At 26.3% G+C, this 22,010-nt stretch carries 14 protein-coding genes; 6 read left to right on the top strand and 8 right to left on the bottom strand.

Going from position 1 to position 22,010, the window contains the following annotated elements; genetic code table 11:
• Positions 1–21: 21 nt before the first annotated feature.
• From nuoG to EAO23_RS00520, 6 genes are all read right to left on the bottom strand, one after another.
• On the bottom strand, positions 22–2,766 hold the full coding sequence (nuoG, locus tag EAO23_RS00545) for an NADH-quinone oxidoreductase subunit NuoG (RefSeq protein ID WP_158348998.1): 2,745 nt from the start codon (positions 2,764–2,766) through the stop codon (positions 22–24).
• 97 nt (positions 2,767–2,863) lie between these two features.
• Positions 2,864–4,186, bottom strand: a complete 1,323-nt coding sequence (gene nuoF, locus EAO23_RS00540) for an NADH-quinone oxidoreductase subunit NuoF (protein ID WP_158348997.1) — start codon at positions 4,184–4,186, stop codon at positions 2,864–2,866.
• Positions 4,161–4,652, bottom strand: a complete 492-nt coding sequence (nuoE, locus tag EAO23_RS00535) for an NADH-quinone oxidoreductase subunit NuoE (RefSeq protein WP_158348996.1) — start codon at positions 4,650–4,652, stop codon at positions 4,161–4,163. Before nuoE ends, nuoF begins: the two co-directional genes overlap by 26 nt.
• A 32-nt stretch (positions 4,653–4,684) precedes the next feature.
• Entirely contained in the window at positions 4,685–6,475 is a 1,791-nt protein-coding gene (gene nuoC / locus EAO23_RS00530) for an NADH-quinone oxidoreductase subunit C/D (RefSeq protein WP_420021825.1), read from the bottom strand.
• A 122-nt stretch (positions 6,476–6,597) separates the two neighbouring features.
• Entirely contained in the window at positions 6,598–7,275 is a 678-nt protein-coding gene (locus EAO23_RS00525) for a NuoB/complex I 20 kDa subunit family protein (RefSeq protein WP_158348994.1), read from the bottom strand.
• Positions 7,276–7,389: 114 nt separating this feature from the next.
• On the bottom strand, positions 7,390–7,761 hold the full coding sequence (locus tag EAO23_RS00520) for an NADH-quinone oxidoreductase subunit A (protein WP_158348993.1): 372 nt from the start codon (positions 7,759–7,761) through the stop codon (positions 7,390–7,392).
• 371 nt (positions 7,762–8,132) lie between these two features.
• On the opposite strand from EAO23_RS00520, the gene dnaK reads away from it, so the two are divergent.
• The gene (gene dnaK / locus EAO23_RS00515) at positions 8,133–10,049 is read left to right on the top strand and encodes a molecular chaperone DnaK (protein WP_158348992.1); all 1,917 of its coding nucleotides are present in this window, start codon (positions 8,133–8,135) and stop codon (positions 10,047–10,049) included.
• Positions 10,050–10,197: 148 nt separating this feature from the next.
• On the top strand, positions 10,198–11,337 hold the full coding sequence (dnaJ, locus tag EAO23_RS00510) for a molecular chaperone DnaJ (RefSeq protein WP_158348991.1): 1,140 nt from the start codon (positions 10,198–10,200) through the stop codon (positions 11,335–11,337).
• A gap of 75 nt (positions 11,338–11,412) precedes the next feature.
• Here the strand turns inward: dnaJ and rpsT are convergent, their stop codons facing one another.
• Positions 11,413–11,673 (bottom strand): 30S ribosomal protein S20, encoded by a 261-nt coding sequence (gene rpsT, locus EAO23_RS00505; RefSeq protein ID WP_158348990.1) that lies wholly within the window; start codon positions 11,671–11,673, stop codon positions 11,413–11,415.
• Between the two features lie 515 nt (positions 11,674–12,188).
• Between rpsT and ileS the strand changes: the two genes are divergently transcribed.
• The 4 genes from ileS (at position 12,189) to carB (ending at position 20,553) form a co-directional block, all read left to right on the top strand.
• Entirely contained in the window at positions 12,189–15,026 is a 2,838-nt protein-coding gene (gene ileS, locus EAO23_RS00500; RefSeq protein WP_158348989.1) for an isoleucine--tRNA ligase, read from the top strand.
• Positions 15,027–15,262: 236 nt separating this feature from the next.
• Positions 15,263–16,117 (top strand): 4-hydroxy-tetrahydrodipicolinate reductase, encoded by an 855-nt coding sequence (dapB, locus tag EAO23_RS00495; RefSeq protein ID WP_158348988.1) that lies wholly within the window; start codon positions 15,263–15,265, stop codon positions 16,115–16,117.
• 64 nt (positions 16,118–16,181) lie between these two features.
• Entirely contained in the window at positions 16,182–17,321 is a 1,140-nt protein-coding gene (carA, locus tag EAO23_RS00490) for a glutamine-hydrolyzing carbamoyl-phosphate synthase small subunit (protein ID WP_172575458.1), read from the top strand.
• Positions 17,314–20,553: a carbamoyl-phosphate synthase large subunit gene (gene carB / locus EAO23_RS00485; protein WP_158348986.1), complete on the top strand. Its 3,240-nt coding sequence runs from the start codon at positions 17,314–17,316 to the stop codon at positions 20,551–20,553. Before carA ends, carB begins: the two co-directional genes overlap by 8 nt.
• A gap of 521 nt (positions 20,554–21,074) precedes the next feature.
• Here carB and rsmA read toward each other — a convergent pair.
• Positions 21,075–21,890 (bottom strand): 16S rRNA (adenine(1518)-N(6)/adenine(1519)-N(6))-dimethyltransferase RsmA, encoded by an 816-nt coding sequence (gene rsmA, locus EAO23_RS00480; RefSeq protein ID WP_158348985.1) that lies wholly within the window; start codon positions 21,888–21,890, stop codon positions 21,075–21,077.
• Positions 21,891–22,010: the final 120 nt, after the last annotated feature.

Here is a 22,010-nt window from a genome sequence, read left to right as displayed (position 1 = left end):
ATAGAACCTAGTTTAAAATACTTATTTACTATATTTTATTAAATTTATAGCAAATTTATTGACAAAATCCATTGGAAACTCTATTAAACCTACTGGAATTCCAATGTGGTGTGAACTAATATTTTTAGAAAATTTTACAGAAGCGTTATAAAACTTATTATCTACTTGAAATTGTAAGATATCACCCTGATCAATTTTTATTTTTTGGGCATCTACAGGATTTAGCTTAACATATACATGACTTATTCGCATAATTTTTAAAAAATAATTTTGACTCATTTCCTCACTTCCTAATAACTTATAATACGGAATAATTTTAAATAATAAAAAACTTGACCGTTTATCTGAAAACGAATTTTTAGTAAAAAAACTTAGAAAATTTTTTTTCTGATTCAACCTAAATAATAAAATACCTTCATAAGGTATAGGTTTTTTAGAATAGGGGATTAATGATGACTTAAAAGAAGATTGATTAGAATTCCAATTAGGAGACCAAGAAAAAGGAGAATAAAAAAAATTATCATCAGTCTGCTGACTCCCTTCTGAAGAAGAAGTAAACATACTATCTACATCTACTTCAGATTTTAATTCATGTACACTTTTATCTGCATGAATAGCCGCTCTACCACTAAATCGAGAGGAACGTCTAGCAATTTTTTGCCCGTCAATCCTAAAAGATGCAGAAGGGGCTGCATTACACAATTTTTCAAAAATAGTACTCCATGAAGAGCATAATTTCATCATCTCATCTATAGTAAAATTTTTAATCATCGAAAGTGATTGAATATTATTATGCACTGCATATATCCAACGCCAACTATCCAGTTTAACTTGATCTGAGTTATTTAAATTAGGATCATAAGCTCTAAAAAATCTTTGTAAACGAGCTTCATAGTTAATAATATTTCCTGAACTTTCCAAAAAGTTTGTACTTAATAAAAATACATCAGAGCGTCTAACTGTTTTATTAATTTGATGATCTAAAACAATTACTTTTCTAATTTTTCTAAAAATATGATCAACAAAACCTGATTCATATAATCGATATAAATTATTTTCTAGGATAATTAGAACATCTATTGGTTCAGAATATATTATTTTTATAAGAGAATCTATAGAAATACTAGGAATTAAAGATACACCTACACTGTTTGCTGAAGGGGGAAATAAAGCTAAACCAACAGGTAAACCCATTTTTTTCAAAGACTGAGCAATATTAAACGATATTTTAATAATATCAACACTATAATAAGAAGTTCCAGAAATAATCAATGGTTTTTTTGCACTACATAATTTTTTTACAATAAAATGTATTTTATCTAAACTAGAAGAAGAATTTATATTTCTATTTTTAAAATTACTTTTAATACCATCTAATATTAAAGCGCTAAAATTCAATTGTTTTTTTAAGGATCCATAATAACTATAGCTACTAATATCATCTAATTTAGTTTTATCATCACAAATAATAAATAAAGTATTTTTTTTATCACAAGCAATATTTTTTATTGCATTAATATTCCAAACTGGAATATCATAATTTTTTGAAATAGAAGAATAAAATCCAGATCCTTGTATTGCCTGACGTACAGATAATGCCGCCAGGGAAGCTGTCTGTGTAATATCTTCACCTATTATTAGAATAACATCATAACTTTCAATTTCAGGAATAGAAGGAATATGGATATTACTTTTTTTTATAATCTGTGTGATAATACGCATACAAGCATCTAAACTAGATAACATTCCATTCGAAAAATTTTCAGTTCCAACTAAATTAGATAATGCCATATTACTTTCTATGCTAGCACGAGGGGAACCAATTCCTAATATTCGATAACTTGATTTTTTTAAAATCTTTTTAACTAAAATAATAGCATCTTTATAATTTAAAGGTTTACGAATATTATTCTTACGTTTAAACGAACCGATAAAATTTTTTTGATTTACATAATTACAACCAAATCGTCCTAAATCACATAGGAAATGTCTATTTACTTGAGAATTATATCTATTGTCAACACGAGATAAAATTCCTGATCTCTCACCTAATCGGATATTACAACCAATACTACAGTTATGACAAATACTAGGAGTATACTGTAAATCCCATTTACGATAGAAGTTATTAGCATTAGATTTATCAGTAAAAACTCCTGTAGGGCATACATCAATTAAATTTCCAGAATATTCGCTTTCTAATAAACCGTCTTCTAAACGACCAAAGTAAATTTTATTGTTAGACCCAAACACACCAAAATCTTTCCCCCCAGCATAATCTGAATAATATCGAACACAACGATAACATGTAATACACCTATTCATTGTATGCGAAATTAAGGGCCCCATATATTGATTCTTAAAAACTCGCTTACTAAACCTATAGCGACGAAGAGAATGTTGATTCAAAACTGTCATATCCTGTAAATGACAACTACCCCCTTCTGCACAAACAGGGCAATCATGCGGATGATTCAACATCATTAATTCAGTAATACTTTTTTGAAATATTTTTAAATCACTATCCATAACTGAAATTCTCATTCCCTCGTGGATATCCGACATACATGCCATTACTATATAACCAACATGATCTTCTTCATTTCTATATACTTTGACTGAACATTGCCTGCAAGAACCAATGCTTCCTAATGCTGGATGCCAGCAAAAAAAAGGAACATTACAACCAGAGGATAAACAAGCTTGCAATAAGTTATCCGTTGATTTTACAAAAAATATCTTATTATCAATATAAATTTTAACCATTTTAAAATTACTCACTTCAAAGTTCATTATGAAACTTATAAAAAATACATTTATAAAAATAAAACACTGAATGTAAAAGTAAAATTATTTATAAATATTATTCATGCAGCGTAAGAACATTTATATTATTTTTATTTAATTTAGTTTCACTGATACCCTCTTTAAATTCGTTTCGAAATAAATTTATCGCACTTTTTAACGGAGATATAGCCCCTGGGGCATGAGCGCAAAATGTTTTTCCAGGCCCTAAATAATCACATAATTCTTCTAATATTTTTATATCATTATAAAACCCTTCTTTTTTTTCTAAACTATTCAATATATTTACTATCCAGGGCAAGCCTTCTCGGCAAGGTGTACAAAAACCGCATGATTCTCGAGCAAAAAATATTTCAATATTAGCTAATAAGGAAACAATACTGGTTTTGTTGTCTATTGCCATAGCAAGACCCGTTCCTAATCTACTACCTCGTTCTTGTAAACTAGTAAAATCCATCTTTACATCTAAATCTCTCTCAGATAATAGACTAGTACTAGCTCCTCCTGGTTGCCAAGCTTTTAAAGTTAAATTATCTTGCATCCCCCCTGCATATCTCTCTAAAATTTCACGAGCAGTAATACCTAATGGCAACTCCCATAAACCTGGATTTTTAACTCGACCAGAAAACCCTAATAACTTAGTTCCAGAATCTACACCATAAGATAAGCTATTATACCAATCTGGACCATATAAAATAATTGAAGGAATATTTGACAATGTTTCAACATTATTTACGCAAGTGGGCTTTCCCCATAAACCGTGACAAGCTGGAAAAGGAGGTTTATATCTAGGGTTTGCGCGTCTTCCTTCCAGTGAATTAATTAAAGCCGTTTCTTCTCCACAAATATAACGACCTGCTCCGGTATGTAAAAATAAATCAAAATTAAAACCACTATTTAATATATTTTTTCCTAAAAAACCTGCCTGATACGCATCTTGAATAGATTTATTTAAAACTTTTTCAGAAATATAATAATCACCTCTAAGAAAAATATAACCACAAGAAGATTCTAAAGCAAAAGCACTTAGTATCATGCCTTCAATTAACTGATGCGGTAAATACTCCATTAAAAATCTATCCTTATATGTTCCAGGTTCCATTTCATCTGCATTGCAAATTAAATACTTGATATCTGACTTAGAGACTTTAGACATCAAACCCCATTTAATCCCGGTCGAAAAACCAGCACCCCCTCTTCCCTTTAAACCAGATTTTTGAATCAAAGAGATAATATCTCGAGGGCATAGATTTTTTAAAGATTTCTTTAAAGATTGATACCCTTTAGTATTGCAATATTCAGATATTTCTACTGTTTTTGGAAAAGAACTTAATCGCCAAGTTAATGGATGAGTTTCAGAATTTTTTTTTAATTTTTTCATTTATATTATCCAATATATCAATTATTATTTCAGAATTAAGATGAGTATATAATTTTTTATTAATTAAAATAACAGGCCCTTTATCACACGCGCCTAAACAACAAGTTGGTAATAATGTAAAAGTAAAATCCTTAGTAGTTTCACCTAAATTTATATCTAAAATAGACATTAGTTGATTCTTAATATCATTACAACCATTAATAAAACAAACCATACTATCACAATAACGAATAACATATTGACCTACTGGTTTTCGAAAAATATGACAATAAAACGTCGCTACACCTTCTACCTCACATGCTGAAATAGACAATAATTTAGAAATAGAAATAATCGCATCTCGACAAACCCATCCTCTATTTTTTTGTACAATTTTTAAAGCTTCAATACATGCAGCTCTTGAATTTATATAACATTTTTTTTTTAATAAAATTTCAGAAATCTCTGATTGACTTAAATGAAACACGCTATTTTCCTAATAATATGCATTAAATAAATTTAACGATCCACGTCAGACATAACAAAATCAATACTACCCAGATAAACTACTAAATCAGATATTGAATATCCTTTAATAACAGATGGGATTTGTTGTAAATGAGCAAAACTAGGAGTACGAATACGAGTTCGATAACTTGTAGAACCCCCATCACTAATTAAATAATAACTATTAATTCCTTTAGTTGCTTCAATCATTTGTAAACTTTCATTAAAAGGAATAACAGGGCCCCAGGACATTTGTAAAAAATGTGTAATCATACTTTCAATATGAAATAAAGATTTACTTTTTTTTGGCGGCGTTGTTAATGGGTGATCGGATTTAAATGAACCAGACGGCATATTTAATAAGCACTGATTCAGTATCTTTAAGCTTTGCCTGATTTCTTCAACTTTCAGTAAAACACGAGTATAAGCATCACTCAAATGATCGCCAATAGGAATTTCAAAATCAAAATTATGATAACCAGAATATGGTCTTTTTTTTCTTATATCAAAATTAACTCCAGTAGCTCTTAAACCAGCTCCAGTAACACCCCAGGACAACGCTTCACTTTTATTATAAGATGCTATACCTTTAGATCTCGAAATTAAAATTTTATTTTTTAATGCTACTTTAACATAAAAATTTAACCTTTTAGGCATCCAAATTAAAAATTTTTTTAATAAAAAAGACCAATTTGTAGGTAAGTCTTTAGCAACCCCTCCAATTCGAAACCAAGCTGGATGCATTCTTGCTCCAGTAATTTTTTCAATTAAATCATAAATTTTCTGACGATCTGTAAAAGCTAAAAAAACCGTACTCATGCTTCCTGTATCTTGAATAAACGTCGAAATAAATAATAAGTGACTATTAATTCTAAATAATTCTGATAATAAAATTCTAATGATCTGTGCACGATCAGGTACTAAAATTCCAGCTAATTTTTCTATAGCTAATATGTAAGGCATTTCATTTATGCACCCTCCTAAATATTCTATACGATCCGTATAAGGTATATAACTGTGCCATGATTGTCTTTCAGCAATTTTTTCTGCACCTCGATGGTGATAACCAATATCTGGAACACAATTTATTATTTTTTCTCCATATAATTGTAATATGATACGAAATGCTCCGTGCGATGAAGGATGATTCGGTCCAAAGTTTAAAAACATATACTCTAAACCATCCATACTATTATCCTTTAATCCCCATGACTCAGGGCAAAATCTCAAAGATTCCATAGCTAAAGCTTCTTTTTGTTTAGTAAAAAAAAATTCATCATGTTCGGTAGCATATGAAGAATAATCTTTTCTTAAAGGATGTCCTACCCAATTTTTAGGCAAAAGAAGGCGAGTTAAAGATGGATGTCCGATAAACTCTATGCCAAACATATCCCAGATTTCGCGTTCATACCAATTAGCATTTAAAAAAATAGTAGTAATTGTTGGTAATTGTAATTTTTGTTTTAACAATGATACTTTAATAAAAAGATCACTATTATGAGCAATAGAAACAAAATGGTAAAATACAGTAAAATCAGAACAAGGAATTTTATCCTTATTTTTACGGAAACGCTCATCAACTCCATGTAAATCAAATAACATCTCATAAGAACATATATCATTTTTTTTTAAAAATAAAACTAATTTTTTCAAAATAGAACGATTAATCCATAAAACTGGGCAAGTTAAACAAGTGTCTTGTATAAAAAAATTTTTTTCTCCAAATAAATTAAATAAAGCGTAAATAATTGGAATATTACAATCACTTTTTTTACTCTTTAAAAAAAAAATTTTTCTGTAAATATGATTCACACATAATATAATCTCTAAATAGTTAGTATTGAATAAATTCAAGAATGTAATAATCAAAATATATAGACGTATTACGGGATAAATAATAATAAAAAAATATATTACAAAAGAAATTAAAAATTATCTTCACAATCAATATTTACTACAGAAATTCGTTTATTATTTTTTTTTTTTTTTTCAGAATCAACATTAGAACGATAAACTCCTTGGTCACCTAATAACCATGACAATGGTCTACGCTCTTGAGAAATAGAATTCTGCAATAATGTTAAAGCATGTATATATGCTTCAGGTCTAGGAGGACAACCAGGTATATAAATATCTACAGGAAGAAATTTATCTATTCCTTGAACTACAGAATATACATCATACATTCCTCCAGAATTAGCGCAAGAACCCATAGAAATTACCCATTTAGGCTCTAACATTTGATCATATAAACGTTGTATAACAGGAGCCATTTTTATAAACGGCGTTCCTGCAATAACCATAAAATCAGCTTGTCTTGGAGAAGTTCTTAAAACTTCTGAACCAAATCTAGCAACATCATGAACAGAAGTAAAAGAACTGACCATTTCAACATAACAACAAGATAAACCAAAATTATATGGCCATAAAGAATTTTTTCTACCCCAATTTACAAGAGAATGCATAAATTTTGAAATAGTTCCAAAAAAAACATTATTTTTAAATTGATCTTCTATAGGATCTGATACAAAACGAGTCGAATATAAGGGATATTTATCAGATGAATGACTATTTTTATTTACATGAGTCAAAGTATATTTCATTTTTAAAATCCTTTTATTTTGAAAAAATTTTTTATTCAAAGATATCAATATATAAAAAAATTAAATAATATAATTTATTAGAAATAATAAAAAATATAATATTTACATAGACAATTATTTTAATACTATTTCCTCTAAAATATTATTCTGAATTATATAAAATAAAGTTATTAATAGAAAAAATATAAAACAAACAATTGAAAAAAAACCCATCCATCCTAGTTCTCTCACACAAACAGACCAAGTATATAAATATAAAGCTTCTACATCAAAAATGACAAATAAAATAGCAACTAAAGAAAATTTAATTGGAATATGTAATCGAGCTGTCCCTAAAGAAATAATACCCGATTCAAACGGATTAGGTGTATTCTGAAAATACGATCTACCTCCCAATAAATAACCAAACAATAACATTATAAAACAAGCAAAAAAACTAAAAAATATAAAACAAAAAAAACTTAAATATTGATCAGGTATCATCATAAATAGTTAAAACTCAAGAAGGTTAATAGATTAAAAATATCCATAAACATGAAAAAAAATAAAAAATCTTAAAAAATAAATATAAATAATTATAACATTTTATGTATAAAAAAGTCATATTTTTACTAAAACTTACTTAACTCTCTATCAAAAAAATTTCATTTAATATCATTAAATTTCAACCTAATGTTTAAAAAAAAATAATTATATTCTCTCCCCCCCTTGATGCAGAAAAAACTGACCCCATTTAATTAATATTATCTATTTTATAAAAATTTTCATAATTTTTCAAAAAATATTATTTTCTTAAAATAAAAATTTTAAAAAAAATAATAAAAATTTTTATATATTCATTATCAAAGGGGGATTCAATGGGAAGAATTATTGGAATAGATTTAGGGACTACAAATTCTTGTATTGCAATCATGGATAATAATAAAGCAAAAGTATTAGAAAATTCAGAAGGAGAACGTACTACACCTTCTGTTATTGCATATACAAAAGAAAATGAAGTATTAGTAGGGCAGCCAGCAAAAAGACAATCTATAACTAACCCTAAAAATACATTATTTGCTATAAAAAGATTAATGGGCCGAAAGTTTCAAGATGAAGAAGTACAACGTGATATTAAAATCATGCCATATGATATTATTAAATCAAAAAACGGGGACGCTTGGATAAAAATAAAAAATGAAAATATAGCTCCGCCACAAATTTCTGCAGAAATCCTAAAAAAAATGAAAAAAACAGCTGAAGATTATTTAAGTGAAAAAGTAACTGAAGCTGTTATTACAGTCCCAGCATATTTTAATGATGCTCAAAGACAAGCTACAAAAGATGCAGGAAAAATAGCTGGATTAGAAGTAAAGCGCATTATAAATGAACCTACTGCAGCAGCATTAGCATACGGTTTAGATAAAGGGCAGGGAAATCGAACAATTGCTGTATATGATTTAGGCGGTGGAACATTTGATATTTCTATTATTGAAATTGATGATGTAGATAAAGAAAAAACTTTTGAAGTGTTATCTACTAACGGGGACACTCATTTAGGAGGAGAAGACTTTGATAATCGATTAATACATTTCTTAGTATCAGAATTTAAAAAAGAACAAGGAATCGACTTAAGTCGAGATGCATTAGCTATGCAAAGATTAAAAGATGCAGCTGAAAAATCTAAAATCGAATTATCTTCTGCTCAGCAAACAGACGTTAACTTACCTTATATTACCGCTAATGAAACTGGACCTAAACATTTAAATATTAAAGTAACACGAGCAAAACTAGAATCTTTAGTAGAAGATTTAGTTATTAAATCTATTAAACCTCTAGAAATGGCATTAAAAGATGCAAAATTAAAAACATCAGATATCAATGACATCATTTTAGTTGGCGGGCAAACACGAATGCCCCTTGTTCAAAAAAAAGTAGCAGATTTTTTTGGAAAAAAACCAAGAAAAGATGTTAATCCAGATGAAGCTGTAGCAATAGGAGCTGCTGTACAAGGAGGGGTTCTATCAGGTACAGTCAAAGATGTATTATTACTAGATGTCACTCCTTTATCTTTAGGTATCGAGACAATGGGTGGGGTAATGACTCCATTAATTAATAAAAATACCACTATTCCAACCAAACATAGTCAAATATTCTCTACAGCTGAAGATAATCAATCAGCAGTCACTATACATGTATTGCAGGGAGAAAGAAAAAGAGCGATAGACAATAAATCATTAGGACAATTTAATCTTGATGGAATTCAACCATCCCCCAGAGGGATTCCTCAAATAGCAGTTACATTTGATATTGATGCTGATGGTATTTTACATGTTTCTGCTCAAGATAAAGCAACAGGAAAAGAACAAAAAATTACTATACAAGCCTCATCAGGATTAAATGAGGAAGAAATTAAAAAAATGATTGCTGAGGCTCAGGAAAATTCAGAAAAAGACTTAAAATTTGAAGAATTAATTAAAACTCGAAATCAAGGCGATCAAGTTTCTCATAATACTAAAAAACAATTAAGTTCATGCAAAGATCAGATCGATCCTGATACTAAATCGAATATCGAAAAATCTTTACAAGAATTAGATTTATCTTTAAAAGGCGAAAATAAAGAAGAAATTAATACTAATATACAAAAAGTATTGCAATTAAATTTAAAATTAACTGAAATGTTAAAAAATAATAATCCAGAAAATACATCAAATCAACAAACAAATCAAAAAGATAATAACGAAAATATAGTAGATGCTGAATTTGAAGAAGTAAAAGATAAAAATAAAAAATAAAGAATATAATTAAGTAACTATAAAATTAACTATATTTATGAAAATAAGATAAAATTATTATACTATATCTAATTCAAAATACAGGGTGTAGAATATTTCATCTACACCCTATTCAAAAAATTCATTCCAGGAATCTACATAAAAAACTATGGAAAAACAAGACTACTATCAAATTCTGGGGATCCAGAATACTGCAAATGATCGTGAAATTAAACGAGCATATAAAAAACTTGCTATGAAATTTCATCCTGACCGAAACCCAGGAAATAAAATTGCAGAAGAAAAATTTAAAGAAATAAAACAAGCTTATGAAATTTTAAGTGATAATCAAAAAAGAACAGCATATGATCAGTATGGACATGCTGCATTTGAACAAAATAATAATACAGATGGTTTTCAAAGTAGCTTTACAACATCTAGCGCAGATTTTAATGATATATTTGGTGATGTTTTTGGAGATATATTTGGAAATAATCGAAATCACAAAAAAGAAAAAGGATCAGACTTACAATATAATATCAATCTTACTTTAGAAGAAGCTATTCAAGGTGTAAAAAAAGAAATAAGAATTCCAAAATTTCAATCATGTCAATCATGCAGTGGATCTGGTTCAGCTTATGGAAAAAAACCTAATATTTGCACGGCATGTAATGGAAACGGGCAAATACATATGAGAAAAGGTTTTTTTAGTGTACAGCAAACATGCCCTACATGCAGAGGATCTGGAACTTTCATTCAAAATCCATGTAAACAATGTTATGGACAAGGAAGAGTTAAAAAATCTAAAAAATTATCCATTAAAATTCCTGCAGGAGTAGATAATAATGATCGAATTCGATTAAACAATGAAGGTGAAGCCGGAAAAAATGGAGCCGCTTCTGGAGACTTATATATTCAAATATCTGTTAAAAAACATCCTATTTTTAAACGAGATGCAAATAATTTGTATTGCGAAGTACCTATTAATTTTGTTGTAGCTGCTTTAGGTGGAGAAATAGAAATTCCAACTCTTAAAGGAAGAATTAATCTAAAAATACCCTCTGAAACACAATCTGGTAAATTATTTCGAATACGAGGGAAAGGTGTAAAATCAATTCAAAAAGGATATCCAGGAGATTTACTTTGCAAGATAATAGTCGAAACACCTGTTAACCTCAACCAGTTTCAAAAAAAATTATTACAACAACTAGGGTCTAGTTTTGGAGATTTTAAAGAAAAGAATTACAGCCCGAAATCTAAACGATTTTTTGATAGTCTAAAAAAATTCTTTGATAGTCTTACTAAATAAAATATGTAAAGAGGGTATTGCTATCTATATACCAAAAATAGAAGCAATACTTATTACGTAATATTATAAAAAATGTTAAATTTTAAAAATATCTTTCATTATTTTTGATTTGTATCTAGCAGCTTTATTAGCATGCATTACTCCTTTTAAGGAATATCTATCAATAATTGATTGTAATACATAAAAAATTTGAATAGCTTTTTCTTTTTTTTTTTCTTTAATAAATTTATATATTTTTTTCATAAATGTTTTTACTTGAGATCGTTTACTAGAATTATTTTTTCTACGTTGTTCTGATAAAATAGCATGTTTTTTAGATGAATTAATATTTGCCAAAATAATTATAACCTCCAGTATAAAATACTAAAAAATAATTTCTATAAAAATTATAGAATAATTAATAAGATGTCAAATTAAATATATCAATTATGATATATAAAATATATATAATATATAATATATTTTATATAAAAAAAGTACATAAAAAATTGATATAATCTCATCTAAATTAATTAAATATATAATTTTTTTTTAAAAAACACTTTTATATATAAAAAAATACTATATATATTGAAATATATAAATAAATATACTTGTAAAAACTAATATTTTTAAAAACCATATTCAAATTTTCTAAAAACAGAATTAGTAATTTACTAATTAATTCTATAATTTTAATTTAAAAAATCATATAAATATAATACAATATATTTTATAGAAGATTTAATAAAATAATAATTATTAAAAATTTTAATTGTAATAAAATAAAATGCTTCTTGTAAAAACTAATCATGCACAATACTTTTTTATTATGTATTAAAATACACCGTCTTATTTAAGAATAGCGACATATGAAAAATATTAAAAATTCTTTAAATTTACCTAAAACTACTTTTCCAATGAAAGCAAATCTGGCTATAAAGGAGCTGGAAATACTAAAACAGTGGAAAAAAAATAAGCTATATAATTTATTGGAAATAAAAAATAAAAAAAATAAAAATTTTTTTTTATATGATGGACCCCCATATGCTAACGGGGATATCCATATAGGGCATGCCGTTAATAAAATTTTAAAAGACATTATTTTAAAATTTAAACGTATGTCTGGTTTTTTCGCTCCATATATTCCGTGTTGGGATTGTCATGGATTACCAATTGAACAAAAATTAGAAAAAAATATTTCTAATCAAATTAGAAATATTAATAAAAAAAAATTTCGATCTCAATGTCATCAATATGTCTTACAGCAAGTTAATCAACAAAGAAAAGATTTTATCCGATTAGGGGTATTAGCAGATTGGAAAAATGCTAATTTAACAATTAATTACAATAATCAAGCAAATACAATTTTGATGTTAGCTAAAATCATTAAAAATGGTTATCTATACCGAGATTTAAAACCTATTTATTGGTGTTTTGAATGTCAATCTTCTTTAGCAGAAGCTGAAATAGAATATAAAAAAAAAAAATCTACTTCTCTATATATTTCCTTTAAAATAAAACATTACCCTAAAAAAATATTACTATGTGACAAGCAAGTAAGAAAAAAAATAAACCCTTTTAAAAAAATTTCAATCGTTATATTTACTACAACCCCTTGGACTCTTCCAACTTGTCAAGCTATCGCTGTTAATCCGAATCTAAACTATCATGTATTAAAAATACAAAAAAAATATTATATATTTGAACGAAAATTAATGTTTCAGATTATTAAAAATAATAACATACAAAAATGGAAAGTTATTGAATCTATTCAAGGAAAAGAATTAGAGCACATTCAATGTGTGCACCCTATTTTTAAAACTTCAATTCCAATCATTTTGTCCCAACATGTATCAAGTGACTTAGGAACTGGGGCGGTACATATGTCCCCTGATCACGGATACGAAGATTTTATTGCATGTAAAAAATACAATATTGCCCCTAATCAAAAAATAGATAAATTAGGGTTCTATTGTTTGAAAAAATATAAATTATTAAATAACATACATATTTTTAATAAACAAAATATAATTTTAAAATTATTACAAAAAAATAAAAAAATTCTCTTCTCAAAACAAATTAAACACTCTTATCCTCATTGTTGGCGTCATAAAAAACCAGTTATTTTTAGAGCTACCCCTCAATGGTTTATTAAAATATCTGATTCTAATTTAAAAGATAAAATAAAAGAAGAAATTAAAAATGTTTCATGGATTCCTGGGTGGGGAAAAAATAGAATGAACAAAATGCTAAAAAATAGACCCGACTGGTGTATTTCACGGCAAAGAACTTGGGGGGTCCCGCTTCCAGTTTTTATACACAAAAAAACCAAAAAACTACATCCAGATACTACTTTAATAATAAAAAAAATTGCTCAAAAAATTCAAAAACATGGATATAAAATATGGTGGGAATCTAAAATAAGCGATTGGATTAAAGATAATCCTGATATGTATCAAAAAATTGATGATATTCTTGATGTTTGGTTTGAATCAGGATCAAGTCATCAACTAAATATCTATCAATGTAATTTAGATAATAAAAAAAATCATAAAGCTGATTTATATTTAGAGGGATCTGATCAACATCGCGGATGGTTTATGTCATCATTAATTACATCTGTAATTACTAAACAGCAAGCGCCATACTTATCAGTTATCACACACGGATTTGTAGTAGATAAAAACGGTCAAAAAATGTCTAAATCCCTAAATAATATCATTAAACCACAAAAAATTATTAAAAAATGGGGGGCTGATATTTTAAGATTATGGGTAGCATATACTGATTATACTAATGATATGTCTATTTCTGATAAAAAGTTAAAACAAATTACAGATCATTATAGAAGAATAAGAAATACTATAAGATTTTTATTCTCTAATATTTTTGACTATAATTCACACACAAATAAAATAACATATAAAAAAATGTTATTATTAGATAAGTGGATTATAGATGTTACGTATAAATATCAAAAAAAAATTATCAAATATTATTCTTGTTATAATTTTCACAAAGTAGTACAAAAAATTATTAATTTTTGTTCTATCAAATTAGGGTCTTGTTATTTAGAAATAATAAAAGATCGTCAATATACTATGCATTCTAATAGTATAGAGAGACGTAGTGGGCAAACAACCATATTTTATATCTTACATTCCTTAGCAAGATGGATTGCTCCAATATTATCTTTTACTGCAGAAGAAATATGGAACCAATTAAAAGAAAAAAAAGATAAATCTATATTTACTAAAAAATGGTTTAAAAAAATCCAACCTTTTTCAAAAAATAACTCATATCATTCTATTATATGGAAAAAAATATTCAAAATAAGAAATGAAGTCAATAAAATAATTGAACAAGAAATAAAAAATAAATTCATAAATCACTCATTAGAAACAATATTAATATTGTACGTAAATAGGAAAACATTTGATTTGTTATTATCCTTTAATTCTGAATTAAAATTCGTTTTTTTAGTATCTGAAATACAGTTAAAGCGCTATTCAAGCGCACCTAAAATAGGCTATAAAAGTAAGAAAATAAAAAATTTAAAAATAATAATAAAAAAAAGTAATAAAATAAAATGTCCTCGCTGCTGGAATTATTCTAAAAAAATTAACTATCTTGAAAATAAAAGCGAAATATGTAATAGATGTATTGAAAATACAACACAAAAAAACAAAAATCATATTTTTTTATAAGATATTAATTTTGTAATATAGTTTTACCCTCTAATATCTCATTATAACTATAATATGTACTTTTATACAATTACTTGAAAAAAAGCAAAAAAAATTATCTAGATATTTAAAAATAAATTATATATAAATATTAAAATTTTCTTTCAAAATTATAATTAATTTTAAAAAATTAACAACTTGTACTCAATTATTAAAATTTTATAAATAAATAATAATCATAAAATAAACTCAAAAAAATGAAAAAAGAAAAAATGAGAATTATTATCTCCGGAGCATTTGGACAAATGGGGCAAATGCTAATAAAAGAAATAAAAAAACATGAACAAATTCAATTAGTCCATGCATTAATTAATAATATTCATAAAAACAGTCATCAATTAAAAAATTCAGCAGATTTTTTAAATAAAAAAAATTTTCTTCTTACACTAGAAGATCTAAAAAAGAATACTAATATTCTTCCATTTAATACATTTATTGATTTTAGTATACCTTTTGTTACTATGAAAATAATAAAATACTGTATTGCATACAAAAAAAAAATGATTATTGGAACGACTGGTTTTAATAAAAAACAAATGAAAGCGATTAAAGATGCTTCTTATAGCATACCAATATTATTTTCTCCTAATTTTAGTATTGGAATTAATATTTTACATCAACTATTAAAATATGTGTCATATATGTTTGATAAAACCTGTGATATTGAAATTATAGAATCTCATCATAGAAACAAAATAGATTCTCCTTCTGGGACTGCTTTACAATTAGGAAAGATAATTTGCAAAAATATGAAATGGGATTTTAATAAATCTGCTATATTTTCTAGAAAAGGTAATACTGGAATTAGAGAAAGAAAAAAAATCGGATTCTCTACTATTCGAGCTGGAAGTACAATTGGAAAACATACAGTTCTATTTGAAAATAGATATGAAAAAATTTCTATTACTCATAACGCTTCAAATCGATCTATTTTTGCCAAAGGAGCTCTTGAAGCTGCTATATGGATTCAAGATAAAAAAAATGGTCTTTATAGCATGAAAGATGTTTTAAGCGATACACTGAAAAAACGAAAAAAATATTTCAATAAATAAAATTTTATTATTAAATTCAAATAATATAGATATGTATATACATACATATATATATCAAACTAACATGCAGGAGAAAATTTTGTCTATAAAAGCAAAATTAATACTAGAAAAAGGAATTATTTTTACCGGGAAAACTATTGGTATAGAAGGAGAAATAGCTGGAGAAATTGTTTTTAATACAGCTATGACTGGTTATCAAGAAATTTTAACCGATCCGTCTTATCACAGCCAAATTATCTCATTCACTTGCCCACATATCGGGAATGTTGGTACAAACAAAAAAGATGAAGAATCTAATAAAATTCATGCCAGCGGAATTATCATAAAATCCATATCAACTATTAATAGTAATTTATATAGCACTCAAGATTTCAGTCAATATATTATAAAAAATAAAATTATTGTAATTTCAGAAATAGATACAAGAAAACTGACTCGAATTTTAAGAGAACAAGGATCACAATATGGATGCATTCAAACCAATCGTTATATAAACAAAAAAAATGCTTTCAAAAAAATTAAATCAGCTAAAGAAAAAAGTAAAAAAAATGTCCCTATGTCACAGGGAACAAAAATAATACATATATGGGATATTAAAAAAACAAAAACTACACAAATAAAAAAAATATTTCATGTTGTAGTATATGATTTCGGAATAAAAACAAGTATATTAAAAATATTACAAAAAAAAGGTTGTAAAATTACATTAGTTCCTTTTGATACTTCTGCAAAAACTATTTTATCTCTTCATCCATCTGGGATACTGTTATCTAATGGACCTGGAGATCCTCGATCATACCTAGTTTCCATAAAAAATGTTAAAAAATTATTAAATTATTCAGTACCTATTTTTGGAATTTGTTTAGGACATCAAATTTTAGCTCTATCGTTAGGGTCAAAAATTATAAAAATGAAATTTGGCCATCACGGATCTAATCATCCTGTTCAAAACGTATCAACAAAAAAAGTATTTATTACATCACAAAATCATAACTTTACAATTGATCCTGATACAATAAAAAAAAATATGTTAATCACACACATATCTTTATTTGATAAAACTATCCAAGGGATTTCCTTAAAAAATCATCCTTCCTTCAGCTTTCAGGGACATCCAGAATCTCATCCGGGTACTAATGATATCCAAGAATTATTTAATATTTTTATTAATAACATGCTAAATAGAGAAAATTTATATGCCTAAAAGAAATGATATACACTCCATATTAATTATAGGTTCAGGTCCAATTATAATTGGACAAGCCTGTGAATTTGATTATTCAGGAGTTCAATCATGTCAAGCGTTAAAAGAAGAAGGTTATAAGATTATTTTAATTAATTCAAATCCAGCTACGATTATGACAGATCCCGAAATAGCTGATATTACTTATATAGAACCTATTAACATTAAGATTGTTACTAAAATTATAGAAAAAGAAAAGCCAGATGCTATTTTACCTACTATGGGTGGACAAACAGCCCTTAATTGTGTATTACAATTATATCACACCGGAATTTTAAAAAAATATCAAATAAAACTATTAGGTACTACAATTAAATCTATTGAAAAAGCAGAAAATAGATTTTTATTTGAAAAATCTATGAAAAAAATTAATCTCAATACAGCCAAATGTGGGATTGCTCATACTATTAAAGAGGCAAACTCTATTGTTGAAACCATTGGCTTCCCTTGTATTATTCGACCATCATTTACTATGGGAGGGAGCGGAGGGGGAATCGCATATAATTATAAAGAATTTCAAAATATCTGCTTTCAGGGGCTTGAGCTGTCCCCGACATCTGAATTGCTAATTGATGAATCGTTAATCGGATGGAAGGAATATGAATTAGAAGTAATTCAAGACTCAAAAAAAAATTTTATCGTAATATGTACAATTGAAAATATAGATCCAATGGGGATACATACTGGTGATTCAATCACGATTGCACCAGCTCAAACTTTACGTGATAAAGAATATCAAAAAATGCGTAATGCTGCTATTTCTATTATGAAAGAAATCGGAGTAAAAAGCGGGGGGTCTAATGTGCAATTTGCTGTAAACCCAAAAACCGGGCGCATGATAGTTATTGAAATGAATCCAAGAGTATCGAGATCATCTGCTTTAGCCTCTAAAGCTACTGGATTTCCTATTGCTCGAATTGCTTCTAAATTATCTATCGGATACACTTTAGACGAATTAGAAAATAATATTACAGGAAAAAATACTCCAGCAGCATTTGAACCTTCAATTGACTATATTGTTACAAAAATTCCAAGATTTGATTTCAAAAAATTTCACGGATGTAATGATCGATTGACTACTCAAATGAAATCTATAGGAGAAGTGATGGCAATTGGTCGAACATTTCAAGAATCATTACAAAAAGCAATTAGGAGCCTAGAAATTGGATCAACCGGATTTGATATTGAACTTAATCCAAAAAAATTAGTAAAAAAAAATATATCTAAAGAAAAAAAAATAAAATATGAATTAAAAGAAGCTGGACCTCATCGACTATGGTATATAGGAGAAGCTTTTAGGATAAACTGGTCTATTGAAAAAATAAAAAACCTTACAAATATAGATCCATGGTTTCTAAATCAAATAAAAGATTTAATTTCTACTGAAGAAAGCGTTAAAAAAACCAAATTATCACATTTAAATTTTACTAGATTAAAAGAATTAAAAGCAAAAGGATTCTCAGATTTAAGAATTTCTCAATTAATAGGTACCAAAGAATCTGATATACGAAAAAAACGATATGCATTAAAATTACATCCTGTATATAAACGAATTGACACATGTGCTTCAGAATTTTCCACAGAGACGGCCTATATGTACTCTACCTGGGAAGATGAATGCGAATCTTTACCTACTAATAATTTAAAAAAAATAATTATATTAGGAAGCGGGCCCAACAGAATTGGACAAGGAATTGAATTTGACTATTGTTGCGTACATGCATCAAAAATATTAAAAGAAGATAAATATGAAACAATTATGATTAATTGTAATCCTGAAACTGTATCTACAGATTATGATATTTCTGATAGATTATATTTTGAGCCTATTAATTTAGAAGAAATATTAGAAATCGTAAGAATAGAAAAACCTAAAGGAATCGTTATTCAATATGGAGGACAAACTCCGTTAAAACTCGCTAGATCTCTTCAAAAAGAGGGAGTAAACATACTAGGAACTCAACCAAAGTATATCGACATTGCTGAAAACAGAAAAAAATTTCAAAATATAATTAAGAAATTACAGTTAAGGCAACCAATCAACGAAACAGCAAAAAATATAAAAGAAGCATTAAAAAAATCTAATTATATTGGATATCCTGTTATTGTTAGGCCGTCTTATGTTTTGGGCGGGAGAGAAATGGAAATCATTTACAATGATGAACATTTATGTAAATATTTTTTAAATCGTGAAAAACAATCAGTTAATCAAATAATTTTATTAGATCAATATCTAGAAAATGCTACCGAAATAGATGTAGATGCAGTATGCGATAAGAAATCAGTATTTATTGGTGGAATTATGGAGCATATAGAACAAGCGGGGATACATTCAGGGGATTCAGCATGTACCTTACCTGTTTATACTATAAATAAAAAAATACAAAAAAAAATAAAAGAACAAACAAAAATTTTAGCTCTTAAATTAAAGGTATATGGATTAATAAACATCCAATTTGCTATTAAAAATAAAAAAATATTTATTTTAGAAGTTAATCCACGTGCCTCAAGAAGCATACCATTTGTATCTAAAGCTATTGGAGCCCCACTAGCAAAAATCGCAATGCGGGTCATATGCGGGAAAAATTTATTTCAACAAAAATATACAAAAACAATAACACCCAAGCAATATTTTGTTAAAGAAGTAGTATTGCCATTTAATAAATTTCCAAATACTAGTCCCTTTTTAGGTCCTGAAATGAAATCTACTGGAGAGGTAATGGGTATAGGTAAAAATTTTTCTTTAGCCTTTTATAAAGCCATGCTTGGAATTTATATTAAATTAAAAACAAAAGGAACAATATTACTCTCAGTAAAAAATTCAGATAAAAAATCTATCATTAATTTAGCTATACAATTAAAAAAATTAAAATTCAATCTAGAAGCAACATCAGGGACATACTTAAAATTACAATCTGTAGGAATTAAAGCCAAACTAGTTAATAAAATTCATGAAGGGAAACCTAATGTTCAAGATTTTATAAAAAACAAAAAATATATTTATATTATTAATACATCTACAGACAACCATACAAACAAAGAAACACAAGAAATACGAAATAATGCACTAAAATATAGAATACATTATGACTCTACACTAAACGGAGCTTTTGCAACTATTTCTTCTTTTAGAAATATTGGAAAATATCCAATTACTTCTTTACAGGAAATTCATAGGAAAATAAAAAAATAATTTTCGTTAAAATACCTCATTTAATGAAAAATTTAATTTTTATATTAACAAAATAGTACATTATAAACATAATAACAATTATGTTTATAAAAATTCTTCTGTTTGTTATAAACATGATAACATCATCAATAAAATATCTAACTAAAAAATATATTGTATAAATATAATTAATTTTTATAAATATACTTTAAATAATCAAAAAATTATATTTATATTTTTATTTCAAATAAATAAAATTTATTTAGGTATTTGTTTTAATACAACGATATATATATTAAAAATATTTAATAAAAAAATATTTCAAAAAACTCATATTTCTATAAGCTCTTAGAATCTATTAAAAATAAAAATAAAAAAAAATAAGATTTTATTAAAATCACGTTATTAATAAATTTTAAATTTAAAAAATAAATTTATATTTTTTAAAAAAAATAATATTTTTACTAAAAATATAATTAATAATATATAAAATTTAGTTTATTTTAATAAAAATCTATTAAAAATCAAATAATTATTTAATTCTATAGTTTATTTTTAAGAAAAATTTTTGCTAACTGTATATATTGAGAAACTGGAATATTTTCTGCTCGAGCATAGGGATCTATATTTAGACTTAATAACTCTTTTTTAGAAAATAATCCAGATAAATTTTTATACAATAATTTACGTCTATGACTAAAAGATATTCTAGTTACTATTCCTAAAGAAGTATAATGACTTAATAAATCTTTAGAATCAATAAAATTATTCGGCCTAAATCTCAAAAAAATAGAATCTACTTTAGGTATTGGAAAAAAATTAAGTTTATTTACACTAAGTAACGGAACAATTCTGTAAAAACACTGAGCAATAATACTTAATCTTCCATATGATTTAGTATCAGGAGATGCTAATAATCGTTCAGCTACTTCTTTTTGAAACATAAAATGCATATCATAAATATTATAATAATATTTAGTAACTAATAAAAAAAAACTAGTAGAAATATTGTATGGTAAATTACCTACAAATCGATATATAACATTTTTTTTTAACGAAAAAAAATATTTAAAATCAAACCTCATTGCATCTGTTAAAATAATATTTAATTTATCATGAAGTAAACATTGAGATAAAAAAAATACAATTTTTTCATCTATCTCTAAAATAGTTATTTTATCTACTATATCACACATAGGAAATGTTAAAGCCCCGAACCCAGGTCCGATTTCAATAACATGATCAGTATAATTTAAATCTATTAAATTGATAATTTTACTAATAATTATTTTATTTTTTAAAAAATTTTGACCCAATTTTTTAATTGGAGTATGTTGATTAAATATAAATTTATTCATCTTATATAACCAGAATATTAATTATCACTGAATAATCAATGCAATAATAAAATTTTAAAAAATATAATATATTAATATCTAATAAAATATAAAAATTAACTCATATTTATCTATTTAAAA

Source organism: Buchnera aphidicola (Cinara strobi) (assembly GCF_900560745.1).
GTDB lineage: Bacteria > Pseudomonadota > Gammaproteobacteria > Enterobacterales > Enterobacteriaceae > Buchnera_F > Buchnera_F aphidicola_AJ.
Note: the sequence above shows the minus strand (reverse complement) of the source record. Positions and strands in the feature narration are given on the sequence as shown.